This window comes from Streptomyces sp. NPDC048623 (genome assembly GCF_040650755.1).
In the GTDB taxonomy this organism is placed as follows: domain Bacteria; phylum Actinomycetota; class Actinomycetes; order Streptomycetales; family Streptomycetaceae; genus Streptomyces.
The window spans coordinates 15,493-37,309 of sequence record NZ_JBEZHV010000043.1 but is presented as its reverse complement, the minus strand read 5'-3'; the positions used below and the strand labels follow the sequence as shown (position 1 = coordinate 37,309).

Genomic DNA, 21,817 nt, shown 5'->3' with positions numbered 1-21,817 from the left:
CCGGAACCGCGGGAGAGACCGGCGAAGATCCGGTCTCCGGGGCGGGTCGCGCTCTTGGCGCGCCGGCTCCTCTGTATGTCTGGTGTGGTCGAAGCACCGCGAACGCGCCCGGGTGGCGGTCCTCGATCTGACCGAGCAGCGGCAGCGGGTCGTGCGGAGCGACCAGGACCATCGCGCGGCCGGAGGGCACGGCGGCGATCGCGCCGAACACCGTGGCGTGCCGCAGCGAGTGGGGGACCTCGCGCACGTCCAGCTCGGGCACATCCGTCTCGTCCGAGCCGCCGCAGCCGCAGGCGCCACCGCAGCCGCCGCCCGAGGTGGCCGCCTGGCCGGCGGCGCCGTGACCGTGCTCGTGGGTGTGACCGTGCTCGTGGCCGAGGAGGGCGTGCATGCCCGCGAGGAGTGCGGCCAGGGAGATGTCAGGGGAACCGGCGAGGAGCGGCAGGACCAGGGTGTTCTCCTTCTCCAGGTGCTCCTCGAACAGCACCTGGAGCGCCCGGCCGTCGGCCGCCGCCTGCACGGGTGAGACGGCGGTGCGCAGCGCCTCGACGAGCGCGGTGAGCCTGCGGTGCTCGGCGAGCATGGCGTCGATCAGGAGGCGGGCGGCGGGCAGGTCGTGGGCGACCGGGTAGAGGGTCTCCTCCTCGGCGGCCGCGTGCGGCAGCAGGTCCTGGTCGCAGAACTCGACCAGTCCGGCGCGCACCGCGCCGGCCGCCACCGGGTCGCGGTCGGCGGCCGCGACCAGCATCGCGACCCGTCCGGCCAGCTCGCCCGCAAGCTGCGTGTGATGCGCCTCGACGGCTTCGGCGGCCGCCGCGTCCTGGGGGTCCGATGCGATGGTCAGGGTGCTCATGAGAGGTCGTCCTTCCAGCAGCCGGCGGCCCGTTCCCGTTCGGCGCGGGCCGATGACTGCAATATAGTACGGACATGACCGTGGAAAATAACGGGCCGCTTCCCGGGAGCGGAACCAACCGCGTACCGCTGTCCCGGCAGCGCCGCGGCGTCCTGGAGCACCTGCGCGGCCAGGCCGCCCCCGTCACCGCGAGCGCACTCGCCCGGCTGTGCGCGCTGCACGTCAACACCGTGCGCGAGCACCTGGACGCCCTGGTGGACGACGGCCTCGCCGTACGCGAGCGGTCCAACCCCTCCGGACGCGGCCGGCCCGCCTTCCGCTACCGGGCCCGCCCGCCTCAGGAGTCGCCCGCACGCGAGTACGCCGGCCTGGCCGCCGTCCTCGCCGCGCAGATCGCCCGCTCCAGCGCCGACCCGCGCCGGGACGCCCTCGCCGCCGGCGAGCACTGGGGGCGCGTGCTCACCGCCGGGCGGACCCCCACGGCGGATCCCCGGGAGGCGCGGAGCCGGCTCCTGGAACTCCTTGAGGAGATCGGCTTCGCCCCGGAGGCGGACGCGGAGGTACGTCACGTCCGGTTGCCGCGCTGCCCGTTCGTGGAGGCGGCACGCGAACACCCCGGTGTCATCTGCGGTGTTCACGAGGGCCTGGCCCGCGCCGGACTCGCCGTGCTCGGCGGGGCGCCGCAGAGCGTGGAGCTGCTGCCGTTCGCCGAACCGGACGCGTGCCGGCTGCGCTTGGGGCTGGGCGAGCGGGCCGAGGGCGAGCGCGGGGGTGCCGAGGACTCGTACGGCGTCGGTGGCGGCGTCGGGCAGGGCGGCGGCGGCGGTGCCGGTGCCGGTGCCGGCCAGGGCGACGGTGCACAGTCGGCCACGGACCGCACCCCCGGGGCACACCGGTGACCCCGGCGCCCGGTCCCACCGGGCACGCCGGCCCCACCAGGCCCACCAGGCCCACCGGGCCCGCCCCCGCTCGCGGTGGCGGCGGCGGTCCGCGCCGTACGGTCGCGGCTCCCGGCAGCGCCGCCGCCCGGCGCGTGGGCGCTCGCCGCGCGCCCCTGATGCTCGCCGCCGGGCTCTGCCTGCTCGCCGGGCTCGACGCCGCCCTCGGCATGCTCGGCCTCCCGGCGCCGGTCAGCGCCGACCGGCTCCCGCAGGTGCACGGCATGCTGATGGTGCTCGGCTTCGCGGGCACGCTGGTCGCGCTGGAGCGCGCCGTCGCCCTGGGCCGCCCGTGGGCCTATCTGGCCCCCGGATGCCTCGGCGCCGGGGGCCTGTTGCTCCTGAGCCCGGTGGGCCTGGTCGTCCCCCGGCTGCTGCTCGTCGCCGGCTGCGCGGCGCTCGTCGCGCTGTACATACGCTTCTGGCGCCGACAGCCGAGTGCCGCGCTGCTCGCGCAGGCCGCGGGCGCCGTGTCGGCCCTGGGCGCGGCGCTGCTCTGGGCGGCCGGGGTCGACGTACCGCTCCTGCTGCCCTGGCTGGTGGCCTTCCTGGTGCTGACCATCGCCGGGGAACGGCTCGAACTCGCCCGGGTGGCGGTTCTGGCACCCTCGGCGGAACGCGGCTTCCTGGCGTGCGTCGGCGCCGTCACCGCGGGCGTGGTCGCCACTCTGCTGTGGCCCGCGACCGGCACCGCACTGCTCGGCGCCGCACTGCTCGCCCTGGTCGCCTGGCTCGTCCTGTACGACGTCGCCCGGCGGCTCCTGCGCTCCACCGGCCTGCCCCGCTTCACGGCGGCGTGCCTGCTCGCCGGGTACGCCTGGCTGGGTCTCGCCGGTGCCCTGTGGCTGCTCAACGGGCCGGTGACCGACGGGCCGCGCTACGACGCCGTGGTGCACGCCGTGTTCCTGGGCTTCGTGATGTCGATGATCATGGCGCACGCCCCGGTGATCCTGCCCGCCGTCCTGCGCCGCCCCGTGCCGTACCACCCGGGGCTGGCGGTGGCGGCCTGGCTGCTGCATCTGTCGCTCGCACTGCGCGTACTGGTCGGTGACCTGCGGGACGTCCGGGGCGCGTGGCAGCTCGGCGGGGTGCTCAACATCGGCGCCGTGCTGCTGTTCGCCGTCTCGGCGGCGGGCGCGTCGGCGATCGCGACGCGCCGTGCGTCACCGGCGGCATCGACGTCGGCACCGTCACCGGCGTCAACGCCGCCGACGACGGCGGCGACGGCCCCCGCCCCCGCGTCTTCCTCAGCCGATCCCTCCGACGCTCCCAGGACTCCCCGGTGACCACGAACCCGCACCTCTCCCCGGCGAGCGGACCCGGCCCGACGCCCCCGTCCCCGTCCCCCGCCCCCGGCCGCTCCCCGCGCACCCGCTGGCATCTCGGCGCCAACGCGATCGTGGCCTGCTGGCTGGCCCTCTTCGCCGCGGTCGGCAGCGCCCACCACTTCCTGCCGCACGCCTTCTGGCTGCTCGTCCATGTGCTGCTGCTCGGCGCGGTCACCAACGCGATCGTCATCTGGTCGGGCCACTTCGCCGCCTCGATCCTGCGGCTGCCCGAGGCGAACCGGGGCGCGCCCGCCGCGCTGCGCCTGGTCTGCCTGAACGCGGGCGCGGTCGGCGTGATCGGCGGCATGTACGTCGACCGGTGGTACGTCGTCCTGGCCGGCGGATCCCTGGTCGCGGGCGCGGTCACGGCGCACGCCATATGGCTCGTACGGCTGATGCGGCGGGCGCTGCCCGGACGGTTCTCGATGACCGTGCGCTACTACGTGGCCGCCTCCGCCCTGCTGCCCGTGGGCGCCGCGCTCGGCGTCGTCATGGCCCGCGGCAATCTCGCCGGTGATCTCTCGGACCGGCTGCGGGTCGCCCACGAGACGGTCAATCTGCTCGGCTGGGTCGGCCTCACCATCGCCGGTTCGCTCATCACGCTGTGGCCGACGATGCTGCGCACCCGGGTCGCGGACGGCGCGGAGCGGGCGGGCCGCCGCGCCCTCCCCCTCCTGCTCGCCGGAATCGGCGCCGCGGTCGCCGGCACTCTGCTCGGCCCGCCGCCCCTCGCCATCCCGGGCGTGGCCTGCTACACCGCCGGGCTTGTCGTCGCGGGCCGGCCGTGGCTGCGGGTGGCCCGTACGAAGGCGCCGCAGTCCTTCGCCGCGTGGTCGGTGGCCGCGGGCTGCGCGTGGCTCGCCGGATCACTGGCCTTCCTGGCCGGGATCCTCCTGACCACCACGTCATGGATCACGGTCGGGGAGCGCGTGGCGCTGCTCACCGCGCCGCTCGCCGCGGGCTGGATCGCCCAGGTGCTGCTCGGCTCGCTGAGCTTCCTCGTCCCGGTGGTCCTGGGCGGCGGCCCCACCGCCGTGCGGGCCGCCACCGCGAGCCTCGAACGGGCCTGGCCCGCGCGCCTCGCCATCACCAACGCCGCGCTGCTGCTGTGCGTGCTGCCGGTGCCGTCGATGGTGCGGGTGGCGTGCTCGGCGCTGCTGCTCGTGATGCTGCTGTTCTTCCTGGTGCTGCTCGTGCTGACAGGCGTACGGGGAGTGCGCGACCGGCGCGGGGCGGCGACGGCGCAGGCCGCCCCGGTCCCGGCTCCACCCGCGCCTTCGCTCGCGCCTTCGGTCACGCCTTCGCCCACGCTTTCGGCCACGCCTTCGGCGCGACCGCACCGGGTGCTCGGGGGCGTGGCCCTCGGGCTCGCGATCGTGATGCTGGCCGTCGCGGGCGGCGCGGCGGCGGACGTACGGTCGCTGCCGATCGTGGAGCAGGCCTCCGCGAGGGGGGCCGACGATGGCGGGGTGACGCCGACCGGCCGCACCACGGCGGTCACGGTGACGATCCGCAATATGCGCTTCTCGCCGTCCTCCGTCGACGTACCCGCCGGCGACCGCCTGGTGATCACCCTGCACAACACCGGCACCGACACCCACGACCTGGTCCTCGAGACCGGCGCCCGTACCGACCGGATCGGCCCCGGCCAGAAGGACACGCTGGACGCGGGTGTCGTCGGCCGGAACCTCGACGGCTGGTGCTCCATGGCCGGGCACCGGCAGATGGGCATGGTCTTCGCCGTACGCGTGACCGGGGCCGGTACGCACACCGGCACGGAAGCCGGTGCGCACACCGGTACGGGCTCCGCCGCCGACAGCAGCGCCTCGGCCCACGACCACGGCGGCACCAGTGCCGACACCGCCGCCGACGCCTTCGACCCGATGGCCGAGCCGCCCGCCGGCTTCACCGCCCGCGACGCCCGGCTCCCGGCCGCCCCGGGCGGACCCGGCCCCCAGGTGATCAGGAAGACGCTCACCGTGAAGGAGGTGGTGACCGAAGTCGCCCCGGGCGTACGGCAGAAGCTGTGGACCTTCGGCGGTACGGCTCCGGGGCCGGTGCTGCGCGGCCGCGTCGGCGACACCTTCGAGATCACGCTCGTCAACGACGGATCGATCGGCCACTCGATCGACTTCCACGCCGGAGCGCTCGCGCCGAACGGACCGAACGGGCTGAACGGGCCGATGCGCACGATCAAGGCCGGCGAGTCCCTGACGTACCGGTTCACCGCCACCCGCAGCGGCATCTGGATGTACCACTGCTCGACCATGCCGATGTCCCTGCACATCGCCAACGGCATGTTCGGCACGGTGATCGTCGACCCGCCCGGTCTGCCCGCGGTGGACCGCGAATACGTGCTCGTCCAGTCGGAGTTCTACCTCGGCGCGCAGGGCGGTACGGCCGACGCCGCCAAGGTGCGCGACCAGGACGACGACATGGTCGCCTTCAACGGCTATGCCAACCAGTACGATCACGACCCGCTGACCGCCAGGACCGGTGAGCGCGTTCGGATCTGGGTCCTGGCGGCCGGGCCGAACCGGTCGAGCTCCTTCCATGTCGTGGGCGGCCAGTTCGACACGGTGTTCCGCGAGGGCGCGTACGACCTGAGGCGGGGCGGGGCGGAGAGCGGGGGCGCCCAGGTGCTCGGCCTGGCCCCCGCCTCGGGCGGGTTCGTCGAACTCACCTTCCCGGAGGCCGGGGACTATCCGTTCGTCACGCACGTCATGAGCGACGCGGAACGCGGCGCGCACGGCTCCTTCAAGGTCCGGTGAGGCCGGGGCCCGGCCCGCCCTGACCAGCGCACGCGTTAAGGTGCCGCGTGCCCCCGCGTAACGTCTCCGCCGCCCCTCCCGCCGTACCTCCCGCCCTACCCCGCATCGCCCGCGGCGGTCTGCGGGACGCGGTCCTGCTCGCTCACGAGGAGGACGGGCGGCGGTGGCCGATGCTCGTGTGGGCCCCCGGGGCGGGGACGCGGATGGTGTCGAGCGCCGTGCTCGGCGGAGGAATCGGCGCGCGCGGGTGGGTGGTGAACGCGCAGGTGCCGCCGGGGTACGGGCGGCTCGATCCGGTCGCGCATCTGCGGGCGCTTGCCGCGGACGCCGGGCTCGACGGGCCGGGGGTCGGACTGATGACGGCGGCGCCGGTGGCCACGTACCGCTTCGCGGCGGACGGCGGCGCCGAGGCCGCGGTCACGGCCGGGATCGGGGTACGGGGCTGGGCGGCCGCCCCGGACGAGGGCGCCCTCGGCGCACCGCGCCGCCCCGGCACGATCAACATCGTCGTCTCGCTGCCGGTGCCGCTCACGGACGCCGCCCTCGTCAACGCCGTGGCCACCGCCACCGAGGCGAAGGTGCAGGCCCTGGTGGAGCTCGGTGCGGACGCCTCCGGCACGCCCACCGACGCGGTGTGCGTGGCCTGCCCCTCGCCCGGCGGGCCGACGGAGCCGGAGGCGTTCGCCGGCCCGCGCTCGCTGTGGGGCGCCCGGCTCGCCCGCGCGGTGCATCGCGCCACCCGGGAGGCTTGCGATCCGGTCCCGGTCCGCTCGTCCGGCTGACGCGGAGTCCCCGCGTCCGACAGCATGGGCGGCGCAGACAGCACAAGCGGAGAGGTGCGAGATGAGCGGTGTGGCACGCAGGACGGTCGTCGCGGCGGCGGGCGGGGCGGGACTGACGGCGGCCCTCGCCGCCTGCGGCGGCGGTGAGAGCGGCGGGAAGGACGGTGCGGGCGGCACGGAAGTCGTCGAGGAGAACGCGCCGCTCGCGAAGACCGGGGACATCCCCGTGGGCGGCGGAAAAGTGATCGCCGACAAGGGCGTGGTCATCACGCAGCCCAAGAAGGGCGAGTTCAAGGCCTACTCCTCGCGCTGCACCCACCAGGGCTGCGCCGTGGGCAGCGTCGCCGACGGGGTCATCGTCTGCCCCTGCCACCAGAGCCGTTTCGACGTGACGGACGGCAGCGTGAAGCAGGGCCCGGCGAGCCGGCCGCTGGAGCCGATGCCGATCGAGGTCACCGGGGAGGCGATCAGGCTCGGCTGACCCGCCCGGGTGCCCGCCGGGGCGCCTTCCAGCAGCCGAGGATGTCGTCGGTGGTGGCGATCGTGGCGACGAGCGCGAGGGTGTGGCGGATCATCGCGGGCGTGTAGTCCGCCGGCACCCCCGCGATGGCGTCGGCGGGCACGACCACCGTGTAGCCGAGGTTGACGGCGTCGAACACGGCGTTGGGAATGGCGACGTTGGCCGAGACTCCGGTGACGACCAGCGTGCGGCACCCCAGGTTGCGCAGCAGCGCGTCCACGTCGGTGCCGGCGATCGGCGAGAGCCCGTGCAGCCGGCGTACGACGATGTCCTGCTCGGCCACCTCGATCGGCTCGGCGATCCGTACGGCGGTACTACCGGTGTGCTGCTGCACGGGGAGCCGGGCCGCGGCCCGGAACAGGCGCGCGTTGTGACTGGCGCCCCGCCCGTCGGGGCGCCGTTCGGCGACGGCGTGCAGGACCTGTACGCCGGCCTCGTGGGCGGCGGCGACGAGTCGGGCGACGTTGTGCAGTGCCCCCGACGCGCGGGCGACGGCGGCGAGTTCGGGCAGCGCGCTGTCCCGGCCGACGACGCCCTGCTGGCACTCGACGGTGAGCAGCACGGCCCCGTCCGGGGAGAGTTGCTCACCGATCCGCTTTCCCCGCTCACCCATGACGCCCTCCTTCTTGCCCGCCGGCCACCCGATCCTCCATGATTTCTGACACTCCATCAGAAATCCAGAAGGGTGCGCCCGATGACTGTCGCACAGCGCCGCGGACGCCGGATCATGATGACCCCGGACGAGCTCGACACCTTCCTCTCCCAGCAGCGCACCTGCCGGGTCGCGACCGTATCGGCCGACGGGCGCCCGCATGTCAGCGCGCTCTGGTTCGCCTGGGACGGCACCTCTCTGTGGCTCTACTCCCTGACCCGCAGCCGCCGTTGGGCCGAGCTGCGGTCCCGGCCGCAGGTCGCGGTCGTGATCGACGACGGCGTGGAGTACGGGGAGCTGCGCGGCGTGGAGCTGTCGGGCACCGTGGAGTTCGTGGGCGAGGCCCCGCGCACGGGCGAGCCCTGCCCCGAACTCGAGGCGCCCGAAAGGCTCTTCGCCGCCAAGAACTTCGGCCTCGACGCGATGCCGCACGACGGGCGGCACGCCTGGATGCGCCTGACCCCGGAGGCCGTCGCCTCCTGGGACTTCCGCAAGATCTGAGCACCCCGCGCGCAGGAAGCCCGAGCACGAGCCCCGCGCGGGAGCCCCTGAGCACGAAGCACCCGGCACCCCTCAGCTCTCGTGCGCCGCGCCCGCCTCCCGCAGCGCCTCGACGACCGCCCGGATCGAGGGCCGGCGCCCGGCGTCGGCGCGCCAGGTCGCGTAGATATGGCGGCGCACCGGCTCCCGTACCGGCGCGAAGGCCACCCCGTCCATGGTCGCGGGGCGGCCGAGCCGGGGCGCGATGCACACGCCGAGCCCGGCGGCGACCAGGGCGAGCTGGGTGTGGTGGTCGCCGGCGACATGGGCGATACGCGGCTCGATGCCCTTGTCACGCAGGGTGAACATCAGCCAGTCGTGGCAGAACTCGCCCGCCGGCCAGGAGACCCACTCCTCGTCGGCGAAGTCGTCGAGCTCCACGGTGGCGCGTCCGGCCAGCGGATGGTCCGCGGGCAGCGCGACATCGGCGGAGTCGTCGAGCAGATGGGCCCGTTCGAGCCCGGCGGGGACGGGCGCCCGCTTGTTGTTCCAGTCGAGGACCACGGCCAGGTCGCTGTCTCCGCGCAGCACGTCGCGCACCCCGAAGTCCGGCTCCAGCTCCGCCGTGTGCACGCGCAGTTCGGGGTGGTTGGCGCGCAGCGACCGGATCGCGGCGGGAAAGAGGCCGCGCATCGCGGTGGGGAAGGCGGCGATCCGCACCTCACCGACCACCTGGCCGCGCTGCGCCTCGATGTCCGCCTGGGCGAGCTGCACCTGGGAGAGGATCCGGGTGGCATGCTCGGCGAGCAGCAGCCCGGCGTCGGTGAGCCGGACGCCCCGGCCGCTCTTGGCGAGCAGCTGCTGCCCGACCTCGCGCTCCAGTTTGGCCAGCTGCTGCGAGACGGCCGAGGTCGTGACGTGCAGTCCTTCGGCGGCGCCGCTCACCGAGCCGTGCCGCGCGACGGCGTCCAGGGTCCGCAGGCGCTCCAGGTTCAACATGTAAGCGATTCTAAGAGGTCGCCTCAAATAATTCTCGCTTGTACTACGAGGTCGGCTCGGTCACCCTGAGTTCCATGAGCAGCTCCGCCGCCCCTTCCGCCCCCTCGGCCCCTTCCGCACCCCGTCGCCCGCGTGCCGTCGACTGGCGCGTCCGCTTCGGCGTCCTGGCCCTGATCTGGGGCTTCAGCTTCCTCTTCATCAAGGTCGGCACCGACGGCTTCGCGCCGTTCCAGGTGACCTTCGGCCGGCTGCTCTTCGGTACGGCGGTGCTCGCCGCCGCGATGATCGTGAAGCGCGACCGGCTCCCGCGCGGAGCACGCACCTGGGGTCATCTGACGGTGGCGGCCTTTCTGCTCAACGCACTCCCGTTCTCGCTCTTCTCCTACGCGGAGCTGACGATCCCGTCGACCCTCGCGGGCATCTGCAACGCGACGACCCCGCTGTGGGGCATGCTCCTGTCGCTCGTGGCGCTCTCCGAGGACCGGCCGACCCGGGTGCGTGCGGCGGGCCTGGGCATCGGCTTCATCGGGGTGCTCACGGTGCTCGGCGCCTGGCAGGGCTTCTCGGGCCTGGACGTGACGGGCACGGCGCTCGCGCTGCTCGCCTCCTTCAGCTACGCGGTCGGCTGGATCTACGTCCGCCGCACCCTGACCGGCACCGGCGCCTCGAACCTCTCCCTCGCCGGCTCCCAGGTGGGTCTGGCGACCCTCCAACTCGCCCTGGTCACCCCGCTGTTCACCACCCTGCCGTCGTCCGTCGAGATCCTTCCGCTGCTCTCGGTGATCGCCCTGGGCGCGCTCGGCACGGGCTGCGCGATGCTGCTGCAGTACGGGGTGGTGGCGGAGGTCGGCCCGACGACGGCGTCCATGGTCACCTACTTCATCCCGGTCATCGCGACCGCCGCCGGCGTCGCCCTGCTCGGCGAGCAGCTCAGCTGGAACACCCCGGTCGGCGCGATCATCGTCCTCGCGGGTGCCGCCCTCACCCAGACCCGCGGCCCGCGCCGCAACGCCCCGGCCACGACCGTGGCCGCCGCCGCGGCCCCCGCCACGAAGGAAGCACCCCGCCACGAGGCCGAGGCCGAGGCCGCCCCGACCAGCCACTGACGCGGGCCCTCACCCGTAACTGCGCGCCGGCGCCGGCCCCGCCGCGTACGCCACCGCGTCGGCGAGCGGTTCGAGATCCGCCGGGCTCAGCCCGGAGACGGTCAGCCGGACCGCGGGACCGGCCTCCATGCGGAAGCGGGCGCCGGGGGCGACCGCCCAGCCCGCGCCGAGCAGCCGGGCCACGGCCCCGGTCTCGTCGGCGACCGGGACCCAGACGTTCATGCCGCTGCACCCGTGCGCCTCGACCCCGCGCCGGGCGAGCGCCCGCACCAGGCCGTCGCGCCGCTCCCCGTACGAGGCGGCCACCGCCGCCGGGTCGATCGCGCCCGAGGTCCACAGGTGCACCACGGCCCGCTGGAGCAGCCCGCTGACCCAGCCGGGGCCGAGCCGCTGCCGGCCGAGCACCCGGTCGACCGTCTCGGCGTCGCCGGTGAAGGCGGCGATCCGCAGGTCAGGGCCCCAGGCCTTGGCCACCGAGCGCACGAACACCCACTTCCCCTCCCCCGTAGCGAGCGGGTGCGGCGGCTGCGCGACGATCCCGTGCCCGTGGTCGTCCTCGACGAGCAGCACGTCCGGGTGCGCGGCGAGGACCGCGCGCAGCTCCGCGGCCCGCTCGGCGGTGACGCAGGCGCCGGTCGGGTTCTGGGCGCGGTCGGTGACGATCACCGCCCGCGCGCCCGCGCGCAGGGCGCGGGCCACCGCCTCGGGCAGCGGTCCCTCGTCGTCGACGGCGACCGGCACCGGCCGCAGGCCGAGGGCGGGCACGAGGTCGAGCAGGCTTCCCCAGCCGGGGTCCTCGACGGCGACGGCGTCACCCGGCCGCAGATGGACGGCGAGCACCCGCTCGACCGCGTCGAGCGAGCCGGACGCGACGCCGACCGGCCCGGCCGGCACCCCGGCCGCGTCGAAGGCGGCCCGCGCGAGCCGCGCGAACTCCTCGTCGACCGGCGCCTCCCCGTACAGCCGGGGCCGCTCGGCGTACTCGCGCGCGACGTCGGCGAGCACGTCGCCGAGCGGCGGAAGCAGGGCGGGGTCCGGGCTGCCGTTGCTCACGTCCCGTACGCCCGCGGGGGCGTCGACCCGGATCGAGCCGCGCGCCGTCGTCGCGGGCGCGGCGCGCACCCGGCTGCCGCGCCGCCCGTCGGTCTCGATCACCCCGCGCTCGCGCAGGGTGCGGTAGGCGGCGGCCACGGTGTTCGGGTTCACCCCGAGGGTCGTGGCCAACTCCCGCATGGGCGGCAGAAGTCGCCCGGGCGGGAGCTGCCCTGAGCCGACTCCGCGCTCGACGCTGGCGGCGATCTCCGATGCGCGACGACCTTCGATCCGATACTCTCCTAGCACAAAGCAGATTATGCACTAGTGCAATGGAGTCCGCAATGCCGGAGACGGAAGCGACCACGGCCGCCACGGCCCCCGCGCCCCACGAACCCAGCCCGTCCTACGAGCCCACCGAGCGCACCGTCCCCACCCGCTCCGCGAAGCGCGCCTCGTACGACCGCGCGCTCGTGCACGCGATCCTCGACGAGACCTACCTCTGCCACCTCGGATTCGTCCGCGACGGCGCGCCGGTCGTGCTCCCCACCCTCTACGGGCGGATAGGCGAGCGGCTGTACGTGCACGGGTCGACCGGCTCCCGGCCGCTGCGGACGGCCGGCCGGGGCGAGGACGCGCCGGGCCTGCCGGTCTGTCTGACCGTGACGCATGTCGACGGGCTCGTGCTCGCCAAGTCCGCGTTCCACCACTCGATCAACTACCGCTCGGTCGTGGTGCACGGCGTCGCCCACCAGGTCACCGACCCGGAGGAGCTGCGCACGGCCCTGGACGCGCTCGTCGACCAGGTGGTCCCGGGCCGCGCCGCGGACTCCCGCCCGGCCGACGCCAAGGAGCTCGCCGCGACCGCCGTGCTGCGCCTCGACCTCCGCGAGGTCTCCGCCAAGGTCCGTACCGGCGGCCCCAACGACGACCCCGAGGACGCCGCGCTCCCCCACTGGGCCGGCGTGGTCCCCGTACAGCGCGGCTACGGAACTCCGGTCCCGGCCGCCGAACAGCCCGCGTCGCTGCCGCTGCCCGCCTACCTCACCGCCCTCTAGGAGGACCGCCGTGCTCATCCATCCCTGGGACGCGGCGCTCGACGAGAGCGAGTGGCGCACCTGGCTGACCGGCCACGACTTCGGCCAGCTCGCGGTGAACGGCGCGCCCGGCGAGCCGCCGTGGGTGCAGCCGCTGCACTTCCGTTACGAGCCGGAGCCCGGTCCGTACGGGCAGGCCATCACCCACCTCGCCCGGCCCAACCCGCTCTGGCACGACCTGGAACGCTCCCCCACCGTGCTGCTCAGCGTCGTCGACGACTACGTGTACGTCCCCGGCCACTGGTCCGCCCCGGACGGCGCGCCGTCCGCACACGGCACACCCACCTCCTTCTACGCGGCCGTCCAACTGCGGTGCACCGCCCATGTCGTGGACGACCCGGCCGAGAAGGCGGAGCTGCTCAACCGCCAGGTCGCCCACTTCCAGCCGGAGGGCGGCACGGCCGAAGCCGCGCCGGGCGAGGCCCCGTTCGGCCGGATGCTGCCCGGCATCCGCGTCCTGCGTCTCGAAGTGACCGACGTACGCGCCAAGTTCAAGTACGGCGGCAACAAGCCGGCGGAGATCCGCGACCGCGTCACCGACCGCCTGGCCGAACGCCGCGGCCCCGGCGACGCGGCGGCCCTCTCCCACAAGGCCCGCCGCACCCCCGGGACCGCCGCCCGGCCGTGACCGGGGGGGGACGGGCGCTGACGCGGGAGGTCAGAAGCCGATGGCCTCGCGCAGCAGCAGGACGGTGGCCCGTCCGGGGGACGGCTCGGCGTTGAGGACGAGCAGCCGGTTGACCGCGCTCGGCTGCCCAGCGAGCCGGTCTCGGTGACGGCCGCGACGCCACTCGTGAGCGAGCTATGACGTGCTCGCCACCGCCGTCCGGGCCTCGGCGAGCGCGAGGCCGGTCACGGCGAGCAGCAGGAGCAGCGTGCCGCCGACCGTGGCGGCGGTGAGGCGCTCGCCGAGCAGGGTGACCGCGATCAGGGCCGCGCTGACCGGCTCCAGGAGCATGATCACGGAGACGGTGGCGGCGCGGACGACGGCCGCCCCGGCGAAGTAGAGCGCGTACGCGAGGGCGGTCGGCACGGCGGCCACGTAGAGCAGCAGGGCGAGCATCCGCAGCGGCGCGTCGGTGTGCGGAAGCAGTCCCTCCGCCCAGGCCATGGGAAGGAGCCCGGCCATGCCGACGGCGAAGGCCCAGGTCGTGGTCGACAGGGCGTCGCCGCTGCCGCCGGTGCGGCCGAGCCAGCGGGTGAGCAGGGTGATCGCCGCGTACCCGGCGGCGGACAGGACGGCGAGGGCGACACCGAGCGGCCGGACCTCCGCGCCGCCGCTGCCGAGGACGAGGACGCCGAGTCCGGCGAGCGCCCCGCCGACCGCGGCGGCCCCGCCGGCCCCGATCCGCTCGCCCATCAGGACGCGTGCGCCGACGGCGATGAGCACGGGCCCGGCGCCGAGGGTGACGACCGTGCCGACGGCGAGCCCGGTGGCCTGCACGGCGGCGAAGTAGGCGCTCTGGAAGACGGTCAGGCCGATTCCGGTGCCGAGGATGCGGACGAGTCGGCGGCGGCGCGGTTCGGGCGCGGCCGGGGCCTTCGGCCCGCGCCGGAGCGCGCGGGTGCCGAGCAGCAGGACGAGCCCGCCGGCGCAGCGCCAGAAGGAGAGGGCGAGGGGGCCCATGTCGCTGGCCCGGAAGACCAGCGAGGCGGCGGCCCCGGCGGTGCCCCAGGCGATTCCGGCGACGATCAGATAGGTGAGGCTCCGCCCGGTGGACAGGGCGGAGGCAGACAGGTTCGACACGTGCGTTCTCCGTGTGAAGACAGGAAGGGAGGTGGTCGCTCGGCTCCGCGGGCGGGCAGCGACGAACCACCCGGGGGCTTGGTCAGCCGGCCCGGGCCCGGTCTTCGTCAGCGGAAGGTGCCGCCCGCGCTAGGCCGCGGGAGGCGGGAGAACGGTCAGACGCATGACCGGCACCTTACGGGGCGGTCCGCCCGGCCGCGACCTCGGCCCCCTCCGCCACCACCGCGCCCGACCCCGCCACCGGCCCGTCGGGGGCCGTCTTCGGCGTGGAGGACTGGGCGATGAAGGCGCCGGCGAGGACGACCGCGCCGCCGATGATCTGCGGGGCCGCCAGGTGCTCGCCGAGCAGCACCCAGGCGAGGACGGTCGCGATGACCGCCTCCAGGCAGGCCACCACGCCGGCCACCTGCGGGGAGAGCCTGCGTACGGAGATGACGCCGGTGACGTACGCGAACACCGTGGCGACGAGGACGATCCAGCCGAGCAGCAGCCACGCGGGCGCGGCCGTGCCGTCGAGGTCGGCGGTGCCGCCGAGGACCGTCCAGTCCATGCCCCAGGGGCGGGCGACGACGGTGAGCACGAGCGCGCCGCCCAGGAGTCCGTACGCGATGACGCCGAGCGGGTCGGCGGGTTCGGCCTCGTCGCTGCCCTGGTCGGACAGGACGAAGTAGCCGACCTGGCAGCAGGCGGCGGCGAGCGCGAGGAGCAGTCCGAGCAGGTCGAAGCTCAGCCCGGACCAGACCTGGACGACACAGGCGAGGCCGCCGGCGGCGAGGACGACGCCGAGCGCGGCGGCACGGGCGACCGGCCGCCGCTGGACGAAGCGGACCCAGCCGAGGACGAGCGCGGGGGCGAGGTACTCGATGAGCAGGGCCACGCCGACCGGGATGCGGGAGATCGCGGCGAAGTAGCAGGCCTGGACGCCGGCGACGGCGAGCAGGCCGAAGCCGGCGAGCAGCGCGGGCTTGCGGCGCACCAGGTCGCGGTGGCGCCAGGCCACCGGCAGCATGACGAGGGCGGCGCCGGCCACCCGGAGCCACACCACATGGAGCGGGTCGAGTCCCGCCTCGATGAGCGGCTTGGCCGCCACTCCCGAACCGCCGAATGCGAAGGCCGAGGCCAGGGCGAGTCCCAGGCCGGCGCTTCTCCCCTGAGACGCGTGCATCGGGCCATGATGACAGGACCCGGTCAGGTGCGTAACCCCCGTTACACCTGTTGAGACGCCTCCTCGATCCGGGCGGTCAGGGCGTACGGGTCGACCCCGGCCCGGCGCAGTACCTCGGCGGCCCGGCCGGCCGGATCGGCGGCGAGCGCGGCGAGCAGATCGAGGCCGCGCACCCGGTCGCCGCCGCAGCGGTCACCGCGGTGGGCGGCGCGTTCGAAGGCGCCCGCGAGGGCGACGGCTGCGGCAGGCGACCATCCGGACGCGCCGGGGTCGGCGCCGCGCAGGACGGGGAGGGCCGCGCCGGTGTCCTCGACGGAGCGCTGCCAGCGCAGCCCGTAACCGATGGAGCGCTGGACGAGATAGCCGAGGACCCGGGCCAGGCGCTCGCCGTCGCCGAGGGCGGCGGCCGCCTCGGGGTCGGCCTCGATGAGGGAGTGCAGCAGATGGGCGGTGTCGATCTGGCGGTCGCCGTCGCGCAGGGCCCGGCGCCGGGCTCCCCTGAGGGCCGTCAGGAGCTCCACGGTCAGCCGGTCGGCGAGTTCGGGGCGGCGCGCGGCGGGCAGCAGGCGGGACTGCCGGGACAGGGGCGCCCGGTCGGACTCGTATCCGGGCGCGCGGTCGAGGGCGAGGTCGAGGTCGCACCCGGGCGCGCGGTCGAGCGCGAGGTCAAGGTCGCACCCGGCCGTGCGGTCGGGCCCGCGGTCGGGCGAGGGGGACGGAGGGACGGGAGCTTGCACCGTTCCACCTCATCAGGCACACGGCGCCCGGACATCCCCGGCGAGGAGCATGTGCGCATCCCACCCCGGTTGGGCGCGGGCACGCGCCTCCTCATCCTTGCGGATGAGATCGCGCGCGTTCCCGCCCAGGGGCGCGCGCCGCCTTGCCCCGCGCCCCGATCGCAACCACGGGGCCGTCCCTTATCGTCCTTTCAGGCATGTTCTGGATGGTGGCCCTGCTCGCGCAAGACGGGCGGCAGTACGTCTACCGCGTGTACGCGCCGCGGGAGGCGCTGCCGGCCGATCTGTTCTGGGCCGCGTTCCACTGCCATGACGAGGGCGGCGGTCCGCGCGCCTCCGACTGGTTCGACGCGGCGCAGATCTGGTGGTTCGACGGCGTCGACGGCGAGCCCGCAGAACTGACGGTTCATCAGTATTGAATGTTCACGCCCCTGCCGCTACGTTCCGCGACACCGAAAGCCCGACTGGTACGCGTGAAGGGGTGGTCCCATGGCCGAGGTCAGCGCGGAGGCACGCATCGAGGCACCGGCGGAGAGGGTGTGGGCGCGGCTCACCGACTTCGGCTCGTACGGGGAGTGGAACGCCACCCACACGAACTTCCCGAACGGCGGCCCGGCCGCCCTGGAGGCGGGTGCGACCTTCGCGGAGAACATGAAGCTGATGGGCTTCCCCGCCGAGGTGACCTGGACGGTGGAGGAACTGGAGACGGCCCGGGTGTTCGCGATACGGGGCAAGGGCCCGATGGGCGTCGTCGTCGGCACGCGCTACTCCCTCACCTCCGACGGCGCGGCCACCACGGTACGGATCGACGGGGAGTTCACGGGTGCGGCCGTCTCCCTGATGGCGGGCAAGCTGAAGGACTCGGCGACCGCCGCGCTCACCGAGTCGCTGCGCAAGCTGGCCGGCCTGGTCGGCTGACCGGCACGTTCCGTACACGAAGGGCCCCGCGGCATGCACATGCCGCGGGGCCCTTCGTATCGTCCGAACGCTCAGTGCTCGTCGGCCAGGATCAGGTACAGCTTCTTGCGGGCCTCGTTGATGACCTCCACGGCCTTCTGCCGCTGCTGGGCGTCGCCGGTCTTCCAGACCTGCCCGAAGGCCTCCATCAGACCGAAGCCGGCCTGCCGGATCTCGTTCACGGCCTCCCAGTCGACACCGCGCCCGGCCTCCTCCCAGGGGGCGTCCGGCCCGGCCTCGGCCTCCGTGCGGCCGGTGTCGGTGAGCGTGAACAGCTTCTTGCCGCCCTCGCTCTCGCTGGCGATCAGGCCCTCGTCCTCCAGCATCTGGAGGGTCGGGTAGACCGAGCCCGGGCTGGGCTTCCAGGCCCCGCCGCTGCGCTCGACGATCTCCTGGATCATCTCGTAGCCGTGCATCGGGCGGTCCTTGAGGAGGGCCAGGATCGAGGCGCGCACATCGCCGCGCCGCGCCCGGCCGCGCCCCGGGCCGCGACCCCGGCCGCCCCAGGGGCCTCCGCCCCACGGTCCGCCGCCCCAGCCCGGTCCACCCGGACCGAACTGGCCGAAGGCGGCGCGCCGTCCCTCGAAGTCACCACGAGGTCCGGGTCCGCAGGGCCCGCGTCCGGCCCCGGAGCCGCCTCCGCGCCCGTGTCCGAATTCATGTCCGTAGCTACGCATCGCAACGCTCCTTCCATCGGGATTCATCGTTGAACTGTCGCGATGCCTCAACGATATATCGGAACTGTTCGCCGAGCAAGCACCGAACGCACTACCGATAGGACCAGTGGTCCCGGATTGGCCTTGGCCTGCGGTTTCGGGCGTCCGGTACGTTCCGGGGCATGCGGATTCGTATCGTCGACGCCTTCACCGACCGGCCCTTCTCCGGGAACCCGGCCGGTGTCCTGCTTCTGGACTCCTTCCCCGAGGACGCCTGGCTCCAGAAGGTGGCCGCCGAGGTCAACCTCTCGGAGACCGCCTTCGCCCACCCGCTGCCGCCGGGCGGCGACGCGGACTGGGCGCTGCGCTGGTTCACCCCCACCACCGAGGTCGACATGTGCGGCCACGCCACCCTCGCCACCGCGCACGTCCTGCACACCACGGGCGCCGCCACCGGCACCGTCCGCTTCGCCACGCGCTGCGGCGTGCTGCTCGCCACCGCCGAGCCGGACGGCACGATCACCCTGGACTTCCCGACCTCTTCGCTGACCCGGGTCGACGTGCCCGAGGGCCTGGCGAAGGCGCTGGGCGCGGAGCCGGTCGCCGTCCACGACACCGCCGCGCACATCGGCGACCTCCTCGTGGAGCTGGCCGACGAGGCGACCGTGCGCGGTCTCGCGCCGGACTTCGCGCTGCTCGGCACCCTGTCCGAGCGCGGGATCATCGCGACCGCCGTCGCGGAGGACCCGGAGGGCCCGCACCACTTCGTCTCGCGCGGCTTCTTCCCGGCCGTCGGCATCGACGAGGACCCGGTCACCGGCAGCGCCCACACCGCGCTCGCCCCGTACTGGTCGGCCCGTTTCGGGCGCGAGGAGCTGATCGGCTTCCAGGGCGGCGCGCGCACGGGCATCGTGCGCACCCGGCTGCGCGGCGAGCGCACCCTGCTCAACGGCCACGCGGTCACCGTGATCGACGGCGAACTGCACGCCTGACCCGCCCCCGGAGACACCGAAGGGGCGTACGGCCGACGCCGTACGCCCCTTCCCTGCTCCGTGCCCCGGTTCAGGGGGTGGGCAGCCAGTCCACCTTCCCGGCAAGGAGGCCGTAACCGACGAAGGCCACGATGTCGAGCAGCGCGTGCGCGACCACCAGCGGCCCGACCCGGCCCCAGCGCCGGTAGAGCCAGACGAAGACCACGCCCATCACCATGTTGCCGATGAAGCCGCCGATGCCCTGGTAGAGGTGGTACGAGCCGCGCAGCACCGCGCTCGCCGCCATCGAGGCCCGCGGGGACCAGCCCAACTGGTCGAGCCGGCGCAGCAGATAGCCGACGACGATCACTTCCTCCAGGACGGAGTTCTGGATCGCCGAGAGGGTCAGGACCGGGTACTTCCACCACACGTCGGGCAGCGACTCGGGCACCACGGTCAGGTTGAAGCCGGACGCCCGCGCCACCAGGTAGAAGGCCAGGCCCGCGCTGCCGATGCCGGCCGCCACCAGGGCGCCGCGCCCCAGGTCAGGCCACGGCCGGGTGCGGTCGAAGCCGATCGCGCGCAGTCCGCGCACCCCGGCGCCCTCGCGCATCAGCAGATGCGCGACCAGGAAGACCGGAACGAGCGCGGTGGCGATGCCGAAGAGCTGCCAGGCCAGGTCGAGCCAGGGCCGCCCGGGCGCGTACGAGCCGTTGAGCGTGGCGGCCTGTTCCTTCAGGGCGCCCGGCTTGGTCAGCGAACCGATGAAGCTGATCAGCGCGGAGACGCTGCTCGCGCCCAGCGAGAGGGCGAGCACGAGCAGCGTCTCGGAGCGCAGGATCCGGCGCGAGGGGCCGCCGGGAGGCAGAGAAGCGTCCACCACATGTTGCTCCGACACCACACCTGTCTCCCATTCCCCATCGCCGTACGGGTACGGGAAACCCTACCTACGGGACCCAGGAGCCCGGCCGGCACAGCGCGGCCGACCGGGCCAGGCCCCTACGGAGCCGCGGAGCCGCCCTCGGCCCCCACGGGCGCCGGCGCGGGCGCGGGCACGCCCACCGGCCAGGTGTGCACCGGTTCGCCGGTGAGCATCAGCTCGCGGTAGCGCCGGGTGGTGGCCGCGAGCGCCGCCGGGCGGTCGAGGCCCCAGGCGAGCGCCTGGTGGAAGGTGTCGGCCTGCCAGGAGGCGCCGTTCACCCGGCGTCGGCAGCGCCCCTCGATCACCCCGAGGTAGAAGTCCCGGTCGCGCGGCTCGATGTGCCAGGCGTCGAGCCCGGCCGCGGCCATCGGCAGCAGTTCGTCGAGGACGAGCCGTACCGCCGGCACGGTCGCCACCGCGCCGGTGCGGCCCGGCCGGGGCCAGCGCAGCTCCGCGTCGATGCCGTGGCGGCACGCGGTGTCGAAGTTGTGGGCGGCGTCCGCGAAGTCGAGCCGCTTCCAGATCGGCCGGGACTCCTCGGCGAGCGTGCGCACGAGGCCGTAGTAGAAGGCGGCGTTGGCGACGACGTCGGTGACCGTCGGCCCGGCCGGCAGCACCCGGTTCTCCACGCGCAGGTGCGGGACGCCGTCGACCCAGCCGTACACCGGCCGGTTCCAGCGGTAGACGGTGCCGTTGTGCAGCACCAGCTCCTGGAGTCTGGGCACCCCTCCGGCGTCCAGGACGCGGAGCGGGTCCTCGTCCTCGCAGATCGGCAGGAGCGCGGGGAAGTAGCGCAGGTTCTCCTCGAAGAGGTCGTAGACCGAGTCCACCCACCGCTCCCCGAACCAGGTGCGCGGGCGCACCCCCTGTGACTGGAGCTCGGGCGGCCGGGTGTCGGTGGCCTGGGTGAAGAGCGGCGGCCGGGACTCGCGCCACAGTTCGTGGCCGAAGAGGAAGGGCGCGTTGGCGCCCACGGCTATCTGCACGGCGGAGACGGCCTGCGCCGCGTTCCACAGGGCGGCGAAGCGCGGCGGGGTGACCTGGAGGTGCAGCTGCACCGAGGTGCAGGCCGCCTCGGGCACGATCGAGGCCGAGGTGCACAGGAGCCGTTCCACCCCGTGGATGTCGAGGGTGAAGTCCTCTCCCCGGGCGGCCAGGATCTGGTCGTTGAGGAGTGTGTAGCGGTCGGCGGAGGAGAGGTTGTCGAAGACCGCGTCCTCCTGGGTGAGGGTCGGCAGTATTCCGATCATCATGACTCCGGCACCGAGCTCCCCGGCCTTGCGGTCGGCATATCCGAGACCGGTACGGAGTTCCTCCGCGAGCCGGTCGAATACATGCCCGTCGAGCCGGTGCGGGGCGATGTTGACTTCCAGGTTGAACATTCCGAGTTCGGTCTGGAAATCCGGGCTCGCGATCCGGTCGAGGACCGGTGCGTTGAGCATCCGGGGCAGCCCGTCCGGGCCCGCGAGATTGAGTTCGATCTCCAGGCCCATGAGATTGCGTGGCCGGTCGAACCGCTTCTCCGCGAGCAGCCGCGCGAGCGCGGCGAGGCATTGCTGGAGCTTTCTGCGGTAGCGCTGACGGTCGGACGGGCCGAACCCGTCGGCCGCGACCTTCTCCCCCATCGAAGCGTCCCTCCCGAGTGGGCGGCCGCCGCGACGGCCGCGAGCGTCACGCAGGATGATGCCCCGTCGGCTGATCGACAACGCCTGCGCGGGCGAGGTCGCGGCAGTTAGTCTGGAACGGCTTTGTCCGGCGGCCGAACCCGAGGGCTGAGCGCAATTGACATATACCAATGTCATATTGTCCGCACCGCGCTCGTGCGGAGGGGTCGGGATTCGGCCGACCCGGCCGGACGGAGAAAGCACAGGCAGGCGTTCCGCCGGAGCCAGGCATTCCATCGAATCCCTCGGGGAATAAGACCGAATGACGCCTTGTCAGGTCATACGGCGGCGCCTACCGGAAACACGGTGTGAACACATGTCGTATAAACTCCGCGCACGAGGCAGAGTGTTGGCGCACGGCCATGCACCCATGGCCCCCCTCTCTGGCCCCGTCGCTGACAGCGCCGTCGTTACCTGCCCACGCATCACCGTGTCTCCCC

At 74.1% G+C, this 21,817-nt stretch carries 22 protein-coding genes; 12 read left to right on the top strand and 10 right to left on the bottom strand.

Going from position 1 to position 21,817, the window contains the following annotated elements; all coding sequences use genetic code 11:
• Nucleotides 1–853, bottom strand: an 853-nt coding sequence (locus AB0C73_RS35015) for a DUF2249 domain-containing protein (protein ID WP_362537814.1), incomplete at its 3' end; no start/stop codon positions are given.
• Nucleotides 854–927: 74 nt separating this feature from the next.
• Between AB0C73_RS35015 and AB0C73_RS35010 the strand changes: the two genes are divergently transcribed.
• The 5 genes from AB0C73_RS35010 to AB0C73_RS34990 all read left to right on the top strand — a co-directional run bounded on the left by AB0C73_RS35010 (nucleotide 928) and on the right by AB0C73_RS34990 (nucleotide 7,153).
• A complete protein-coding gene (locus AB0C73_RS35010) occupies nucleotides 928–1,752 on the top strand; it encodes a helix-turn-helix domain-containing protein (protein ID WP_362537812.1) in 825 nt (274 codons plus the stop codon).
• Nucleotides 1,753–1,886: 134 nt separating this feature from the next.
• Nucleotides 1,887–3,077: a hypothetical protein gene (locus AB0C73_RS35005; RefSeq protein WP_362537810.1), complete on the top strand. Its 1,191-nt coding sequence runs from the start codon at nucleotides 1,887–1,889 to the stop codon at nucleotides 3,075–3,077.
• Nucleotides 3,074–5,890 (top strand): multicopper oxidase domain-containing protein, encoded by a 2,817-nt coding sequence (locus tag AB0C73_RS35000; protein ID WP_362537808.1) that lies wholly within the window; start codon nucleotides 3,074–3,076, stop codon nucleotides 5,888–5,890. Before AB0C73_RS35005 ends, AB0C73_RS35000 begins: the two co-directional genes overlap by 4 nt.
• 170 nt (nucleotides 5,891–6,060) lie before the next feature.
• Complete coding sequence (locus AB0C73_RS34995; RefSeq protein WP_362537818.1) at nucleotides 6,061–6,672, top strand: adenosylcobinamide amidohydrolase; 612 nt, start codon at nucleotides 6,061–6,063, stop codon at nucleotides 6,670–6,672.
• Nucleotides 6,673–6,733: 61 nt separating this feature from the next.
• Nucleotides 6,734–7,153, top strand: a complete 420-nt coding sequence (locus AB0C73_RS34990; protein WP_362537806.1) for a Rieske (2Fe-2S) protein — start codon at nucleotides 6,734–6,736, stop codon at nucleotides 7,151–7,153.
• Here AB0C73_RS34990 and AB0C73_RS34985 read toward each other — a convergent pair.
• Nucleotides 7,140–7,805 carry a cysteine hydrolase gene (locus AB0C73_RS34985; RefSeq protein WP_362537804.1) on the bottom strand — a complete coding sequence of 222 codons (666 nt, stop codon included), beginning with the start codon at nucleotides 7,803–7,805 and terminating at the stop codon, nucleotides 7,140–7,142. The two genes, AB0C73_RS34990 and AB0C73_RS34985, sit on opposite strands and share 14 nt — an antisense overlap.
• Nucleotides 7,806–7,886: 81 nt before the next feature.
• Between AB0C73_RS34985 and AB0C73_RS34980 the strand changes: the two genes are divergently transcribed.
• Complete coding sequence (locus AB0C73_RS34980; protein WP_362537802.1) at nucleotides 7,887–8,345, top strand: pyridoxamine 5'-phosphate oxidase family protein; 459 nt, start codon at nucleotides 7,887–7,889, stop codon at nucleotides 8,343–8,345.
• A 72-nt stretch (nucleotides 8,346–8,417) separates the two neighbouring features.
• Here AB0C73_RS34980 and AB0C73_RS34975 read toward each other — a convergent pair whose 3' ends face one another.
• Entirely contained in the window at nucleotides 8,418–9,323 is a 906-nt protein-coding gene (locus AB0C73_RS34975; protein ID WP_362537800.1) for a LysR family transcriptional regulator, read from the bottom strand.
• 74 nt (nucleotides 9,324–9,397) lie between these two features.
• On the opposite strand from AB0C73_RS34975, the gene AB0C73_RS34970 reads away from it, so the two are divergent.
• Complete coding sequence (locus AB0C73_RS34970; protein ID WP_362537798.1) at nucleotides 9,398–10,429, top strand: DMT family transporter; 1,032 nt, start codon at nucleotides 9,398–9,400, stop codon at nucleotides 10,427–10,429.
• 9 nt (nucleotides 10,430–10,438) lie between these two features.
• Here the strand turns inward: AB0C73_RS34970 and AB0C73_RS34965 are convergent, their stop codons facing one another.
• Nucleotides 10,439–11,770 carry an aminotransferase class I/II-fold pyridoxal phosphate-dependent enzyme gene (locus AB0C73_RS34965; protein ID WP_362537796.1) on the bottom strand — a complete coding sequence of 444 codons (1,332 nt, stop codon included), beginning with the start codon at nucleotides 11,768–11,770 and terminating at the stop codon, nucleotides 10,439–10,441.
• A 35-nt stretch (nucleotides 11,771–11,805) separates the two neighbouring features.
• On the opposite strand from AB0C73_RS34965, the gene AB0C73_RS34960 reads away from it, so the two are divergent.
• On the top strand, nucleotides 11,806–12,519 hold the full coding sequence (locus AB0C73_RS34960) for a pyridoxamine 5'-phosphate oxidase family protein (protein WP_362537794.1): 714 nt from the start codon (nucleotides 11,806–11,808) through the stop codon (nucleotides 12,517–12,519).
• Nucleotides 12,520–12,529: 10 nt separating this feature from the next.
• Complete coding sequence (locus tag AB0C73_RS34955; protein ID WP_362537792.1) at nucleotides 12,530–13,186, top strand: FMN-binding negative transcriptional regulator; 657 nt, start codon at nucleotides 12,530–12,532, stop codon at nucleotides 13,184–13,186.
• A 174-nt stretch (nucleotides 13,187–13,360) separates the two neighbouring features.
• Here the strand turns inward: AB0C73_RS34955 and AB0C73_RS34950 are convergent, their stop codons facing one another.
• The 3 genes from AB0C73_RS34950 to AB0C73_RS34940 all read right to left on the bottom strand — a co-directional run bounded on the left by AB0C73_RS34950 (nucleotide 13,361) and on the right by AB0C73_RS34940 (nucleotide 16,033).
• Nucleotides 13,361–14,305 carry an EamA family transporter gene (locus AB0C73_RS34950; RefSeq protein WP_362537790.1) on the bottom strand — a complete coding sequence of 315 codons (945 nt, stop codon included), beginning with the start codon at nucleotides 14,303–14,305 and terminating at the stop codon, nucleotides 13,361–13,363.
• 175 nt (nucleotides 14,306–14,480) lie between these two features.
• Entirely contained in the window at nucleotides 14,481–15,470 is a 990-nt protein-coding gene (locus tag AB0C73_RS34945) for an EamA family transporter (protein ID WP_362537788.1), read from the bottom strand.
• A gap of 41 nt (nucleotides 15,471–15,511) precedes the next feature.
• Complete coding sequence (locus tag AB0C73_RS34940) at nucleotides 15,512–16,033, bottom strand: Clp protease N-terminal domain-containing protein (protein WP_362537816.1); 522 nt, start codon at nucleotides 16,031–16,033, stop codon at nucleotides 15,512–15,514.
• 371 nt (nucleotides 16,034–16,404) lie between these two features.
• Here AB0C73_RS34940 and AB0C73_RS34935 point away from each other — a divergent pair, with 371 nt between their 5' ends.
• Together AB0C73_RS34935 and AB0C73_RS34930 are read left to right on the top strand one after the other, a co-directional pair.
• Entirely contained in the window at nucleotides 16,405–16,626 is a 222-nt protein-coding gene (locus tag AB0C73_RS34935; protein WP_362537786.1) for a hypothetical protein, read from the top strand.
• A 70-nt stretch (nucleotides 16,627–16,696) separates the two neighbouring features.
• A complete protein-coding gene (locus AB0C73_RS34930; protein ID WP_362537784.1) occupies nucleotides 16,697–17,125 on the top strand; it encodes an SRPBCC family protein in 429 nt (142 codons plus the stop codon).
• 71 nt (nucleotides 17,126–17,196) lie between these two features.
• Here the strand turns inward: AB0C73_RS34930 and AB0C73_RS34925 are convergent, their stop codons facing one another.
• Nucleotides 17,197–17,841, bottom strand: a complete 645-nt coding sequence (locus AB0C73_RS34925; protein WP_362537782.1) for a PadR family transcriptional regulator — start codon at nucleotides 17,839–17,841, stop codon at nucleotides 17,197–17,199.
• Between the two features lie 161 nt (nucleotides 17,842–18,002).
• On the opposite strand from AB0C73_RS34925, the gene AB0C73_RS34920 reads away from it, so the two are divergent.
• A complete protein-coding gene (locus AB0C73_RS34920; RefSeq protein ID WP_362537780.1) occupies nucleotides 18,003–18,812 on the top strand; it encodes a PhzF family phenazine biosynthesis protein in 810 nt (269 codons plus the stop codon).
• A 70-nt stretch (nucleotides 18,813–18,882) separates the two neighbouring features.
• Here AB0C73_RS34920 and AB0C73_RS34915 read toward each other — a convergent pair whose 3' ends face one another.
• A complete protein-coding gene (locus AB0C73_RS34915; protein WP_362537778.1) occupies nucleotides 18,883–19,674 on the bottom strand; it encodes a CPBP family intramembrane glutamic endopeptidase in 792 nt (263 codons plus the stop codon).
• Nucleotides 19,675–19,790: 116 nt separating this feature from the next.
• Nucleotides 19,791–21,338, bottom strand: coding sequence for a glutamate--cysteine ligase (locus AB0C73_RS34910; RefSeq protein ID WP_362537776.1), 1,548 nt, complete (start codon nucleotides 21,336–21,338; stop codon nucleotides 19,791–19,793).
• Between the last annotated feature and the right edge of the window lie 479 nt (nucleotides 21,339–21,817).

Excerpts from the sequence above, each read along its gene's own strand:
- AB0C73_RS34985 (WP_362537804.1), bottom strand. The coding sequence starts at position 7,805 with ATGGGTGAGCGGGGAAAGCGGATCGGTGAGCAACTCTCCCCGGACGGG.
- AB0C73_RS34990 (WP_362537806.1), top strand. The coding sequence starts at position 6,734 with ATGAGCGGTGTGGCACGCAGGACGGTCGTCGCGGCGGCGGGCGGGGCG.
- AB0C73_RS34935 (WP_362537786.1), top strand. The coding sequence starts at position 16,405 with ATGTTCTGGATGGTGGCCCTGCTCGCGCAAGACGGGCGGCAGTACGTC.
- AB0C73_RS34995 (WP_362537818.1), top strand. The coding sequence starts at position 6,061 with ATGCTCGTGTGGGCCCCCGGGGCGGGGACGCGGATGGTGTCGAGCGCC.
- AB0C73_RS34975 (WP_362537800.1), bottom strand. The coding sequence starts at position 9,323 with ATGTTGAACCTGGAGCGCCTGCGGACCCTGGACGCCGTCGCGCGGCAC.
- AB0C73_RS34925 (WP_362537782.1), bottom strand. The coding sequence starts at position 17,841 with ATGCGTAGCTACGGACATGAATTCGGACACGGGCGCGGAGGCGGCTCC.
- AB0C73_RS34960 (WP_362537794.1), top strand. The coding sequence starts at position 11,806 with ATGCCGGAGACGGAAGCGACCACGGCCGCCACGGCCCCCGCGCCCCAC.
- AB0C73_RS34930 (WP_362537784.1), top strand. The coding sequence starts at position 16,697 with ATGGCCGAGGTCAGCGCGGAGGCACGCATCGAGGCACCGGCGGAGAGG.
- AB0C73_RS34945 (WP_362537788.1), bottom strand. The coding sequence starts at position 15,470 with ATGCACGCGTCTCAGGGGAGAAGCGCCGGCCTGGGACTCGCCCTGGCC.
- AB0C73_RS34970 (WP_362537798.1), top strand. The coding sequence starts at position 9,398 with ATGAGCAGCTCCGCCGCCCCTTCCGCCCCCTCGGCCCCTTCCGCACCC.
- AB0C73_RS35010 (WP_362537812.1), top strand. The coding sequence starts at position 928 with ATGACCGTGGAAAATAACGGGCCGCTTCCCGGGAGCGGAACCAACCGC.
- AB0C73_RS34910 (WP_362537776.1), bottom strand. The coding sequence starts at position 21,338 with ATGGGGGAGAAGGTCGCGGCCGACGGGTTCGGCCCGTCCGACCGTCAG.
- AB0C73_RS34920 (WP_362537780.1), top strand. The coding sequence starts at position 18,003 with ATGCGGATTCGTATCGTCGACGCCTTCACCGACCGGCCCTTCTCCGGG.
- AB0C73_RS34980 (WP_362537802.1), top strand. The coding sequence starts at position 7,887 with ATGACTGTCGCACAGCGCCGCGGACGCCGGATCATGATGACCCCGGAC.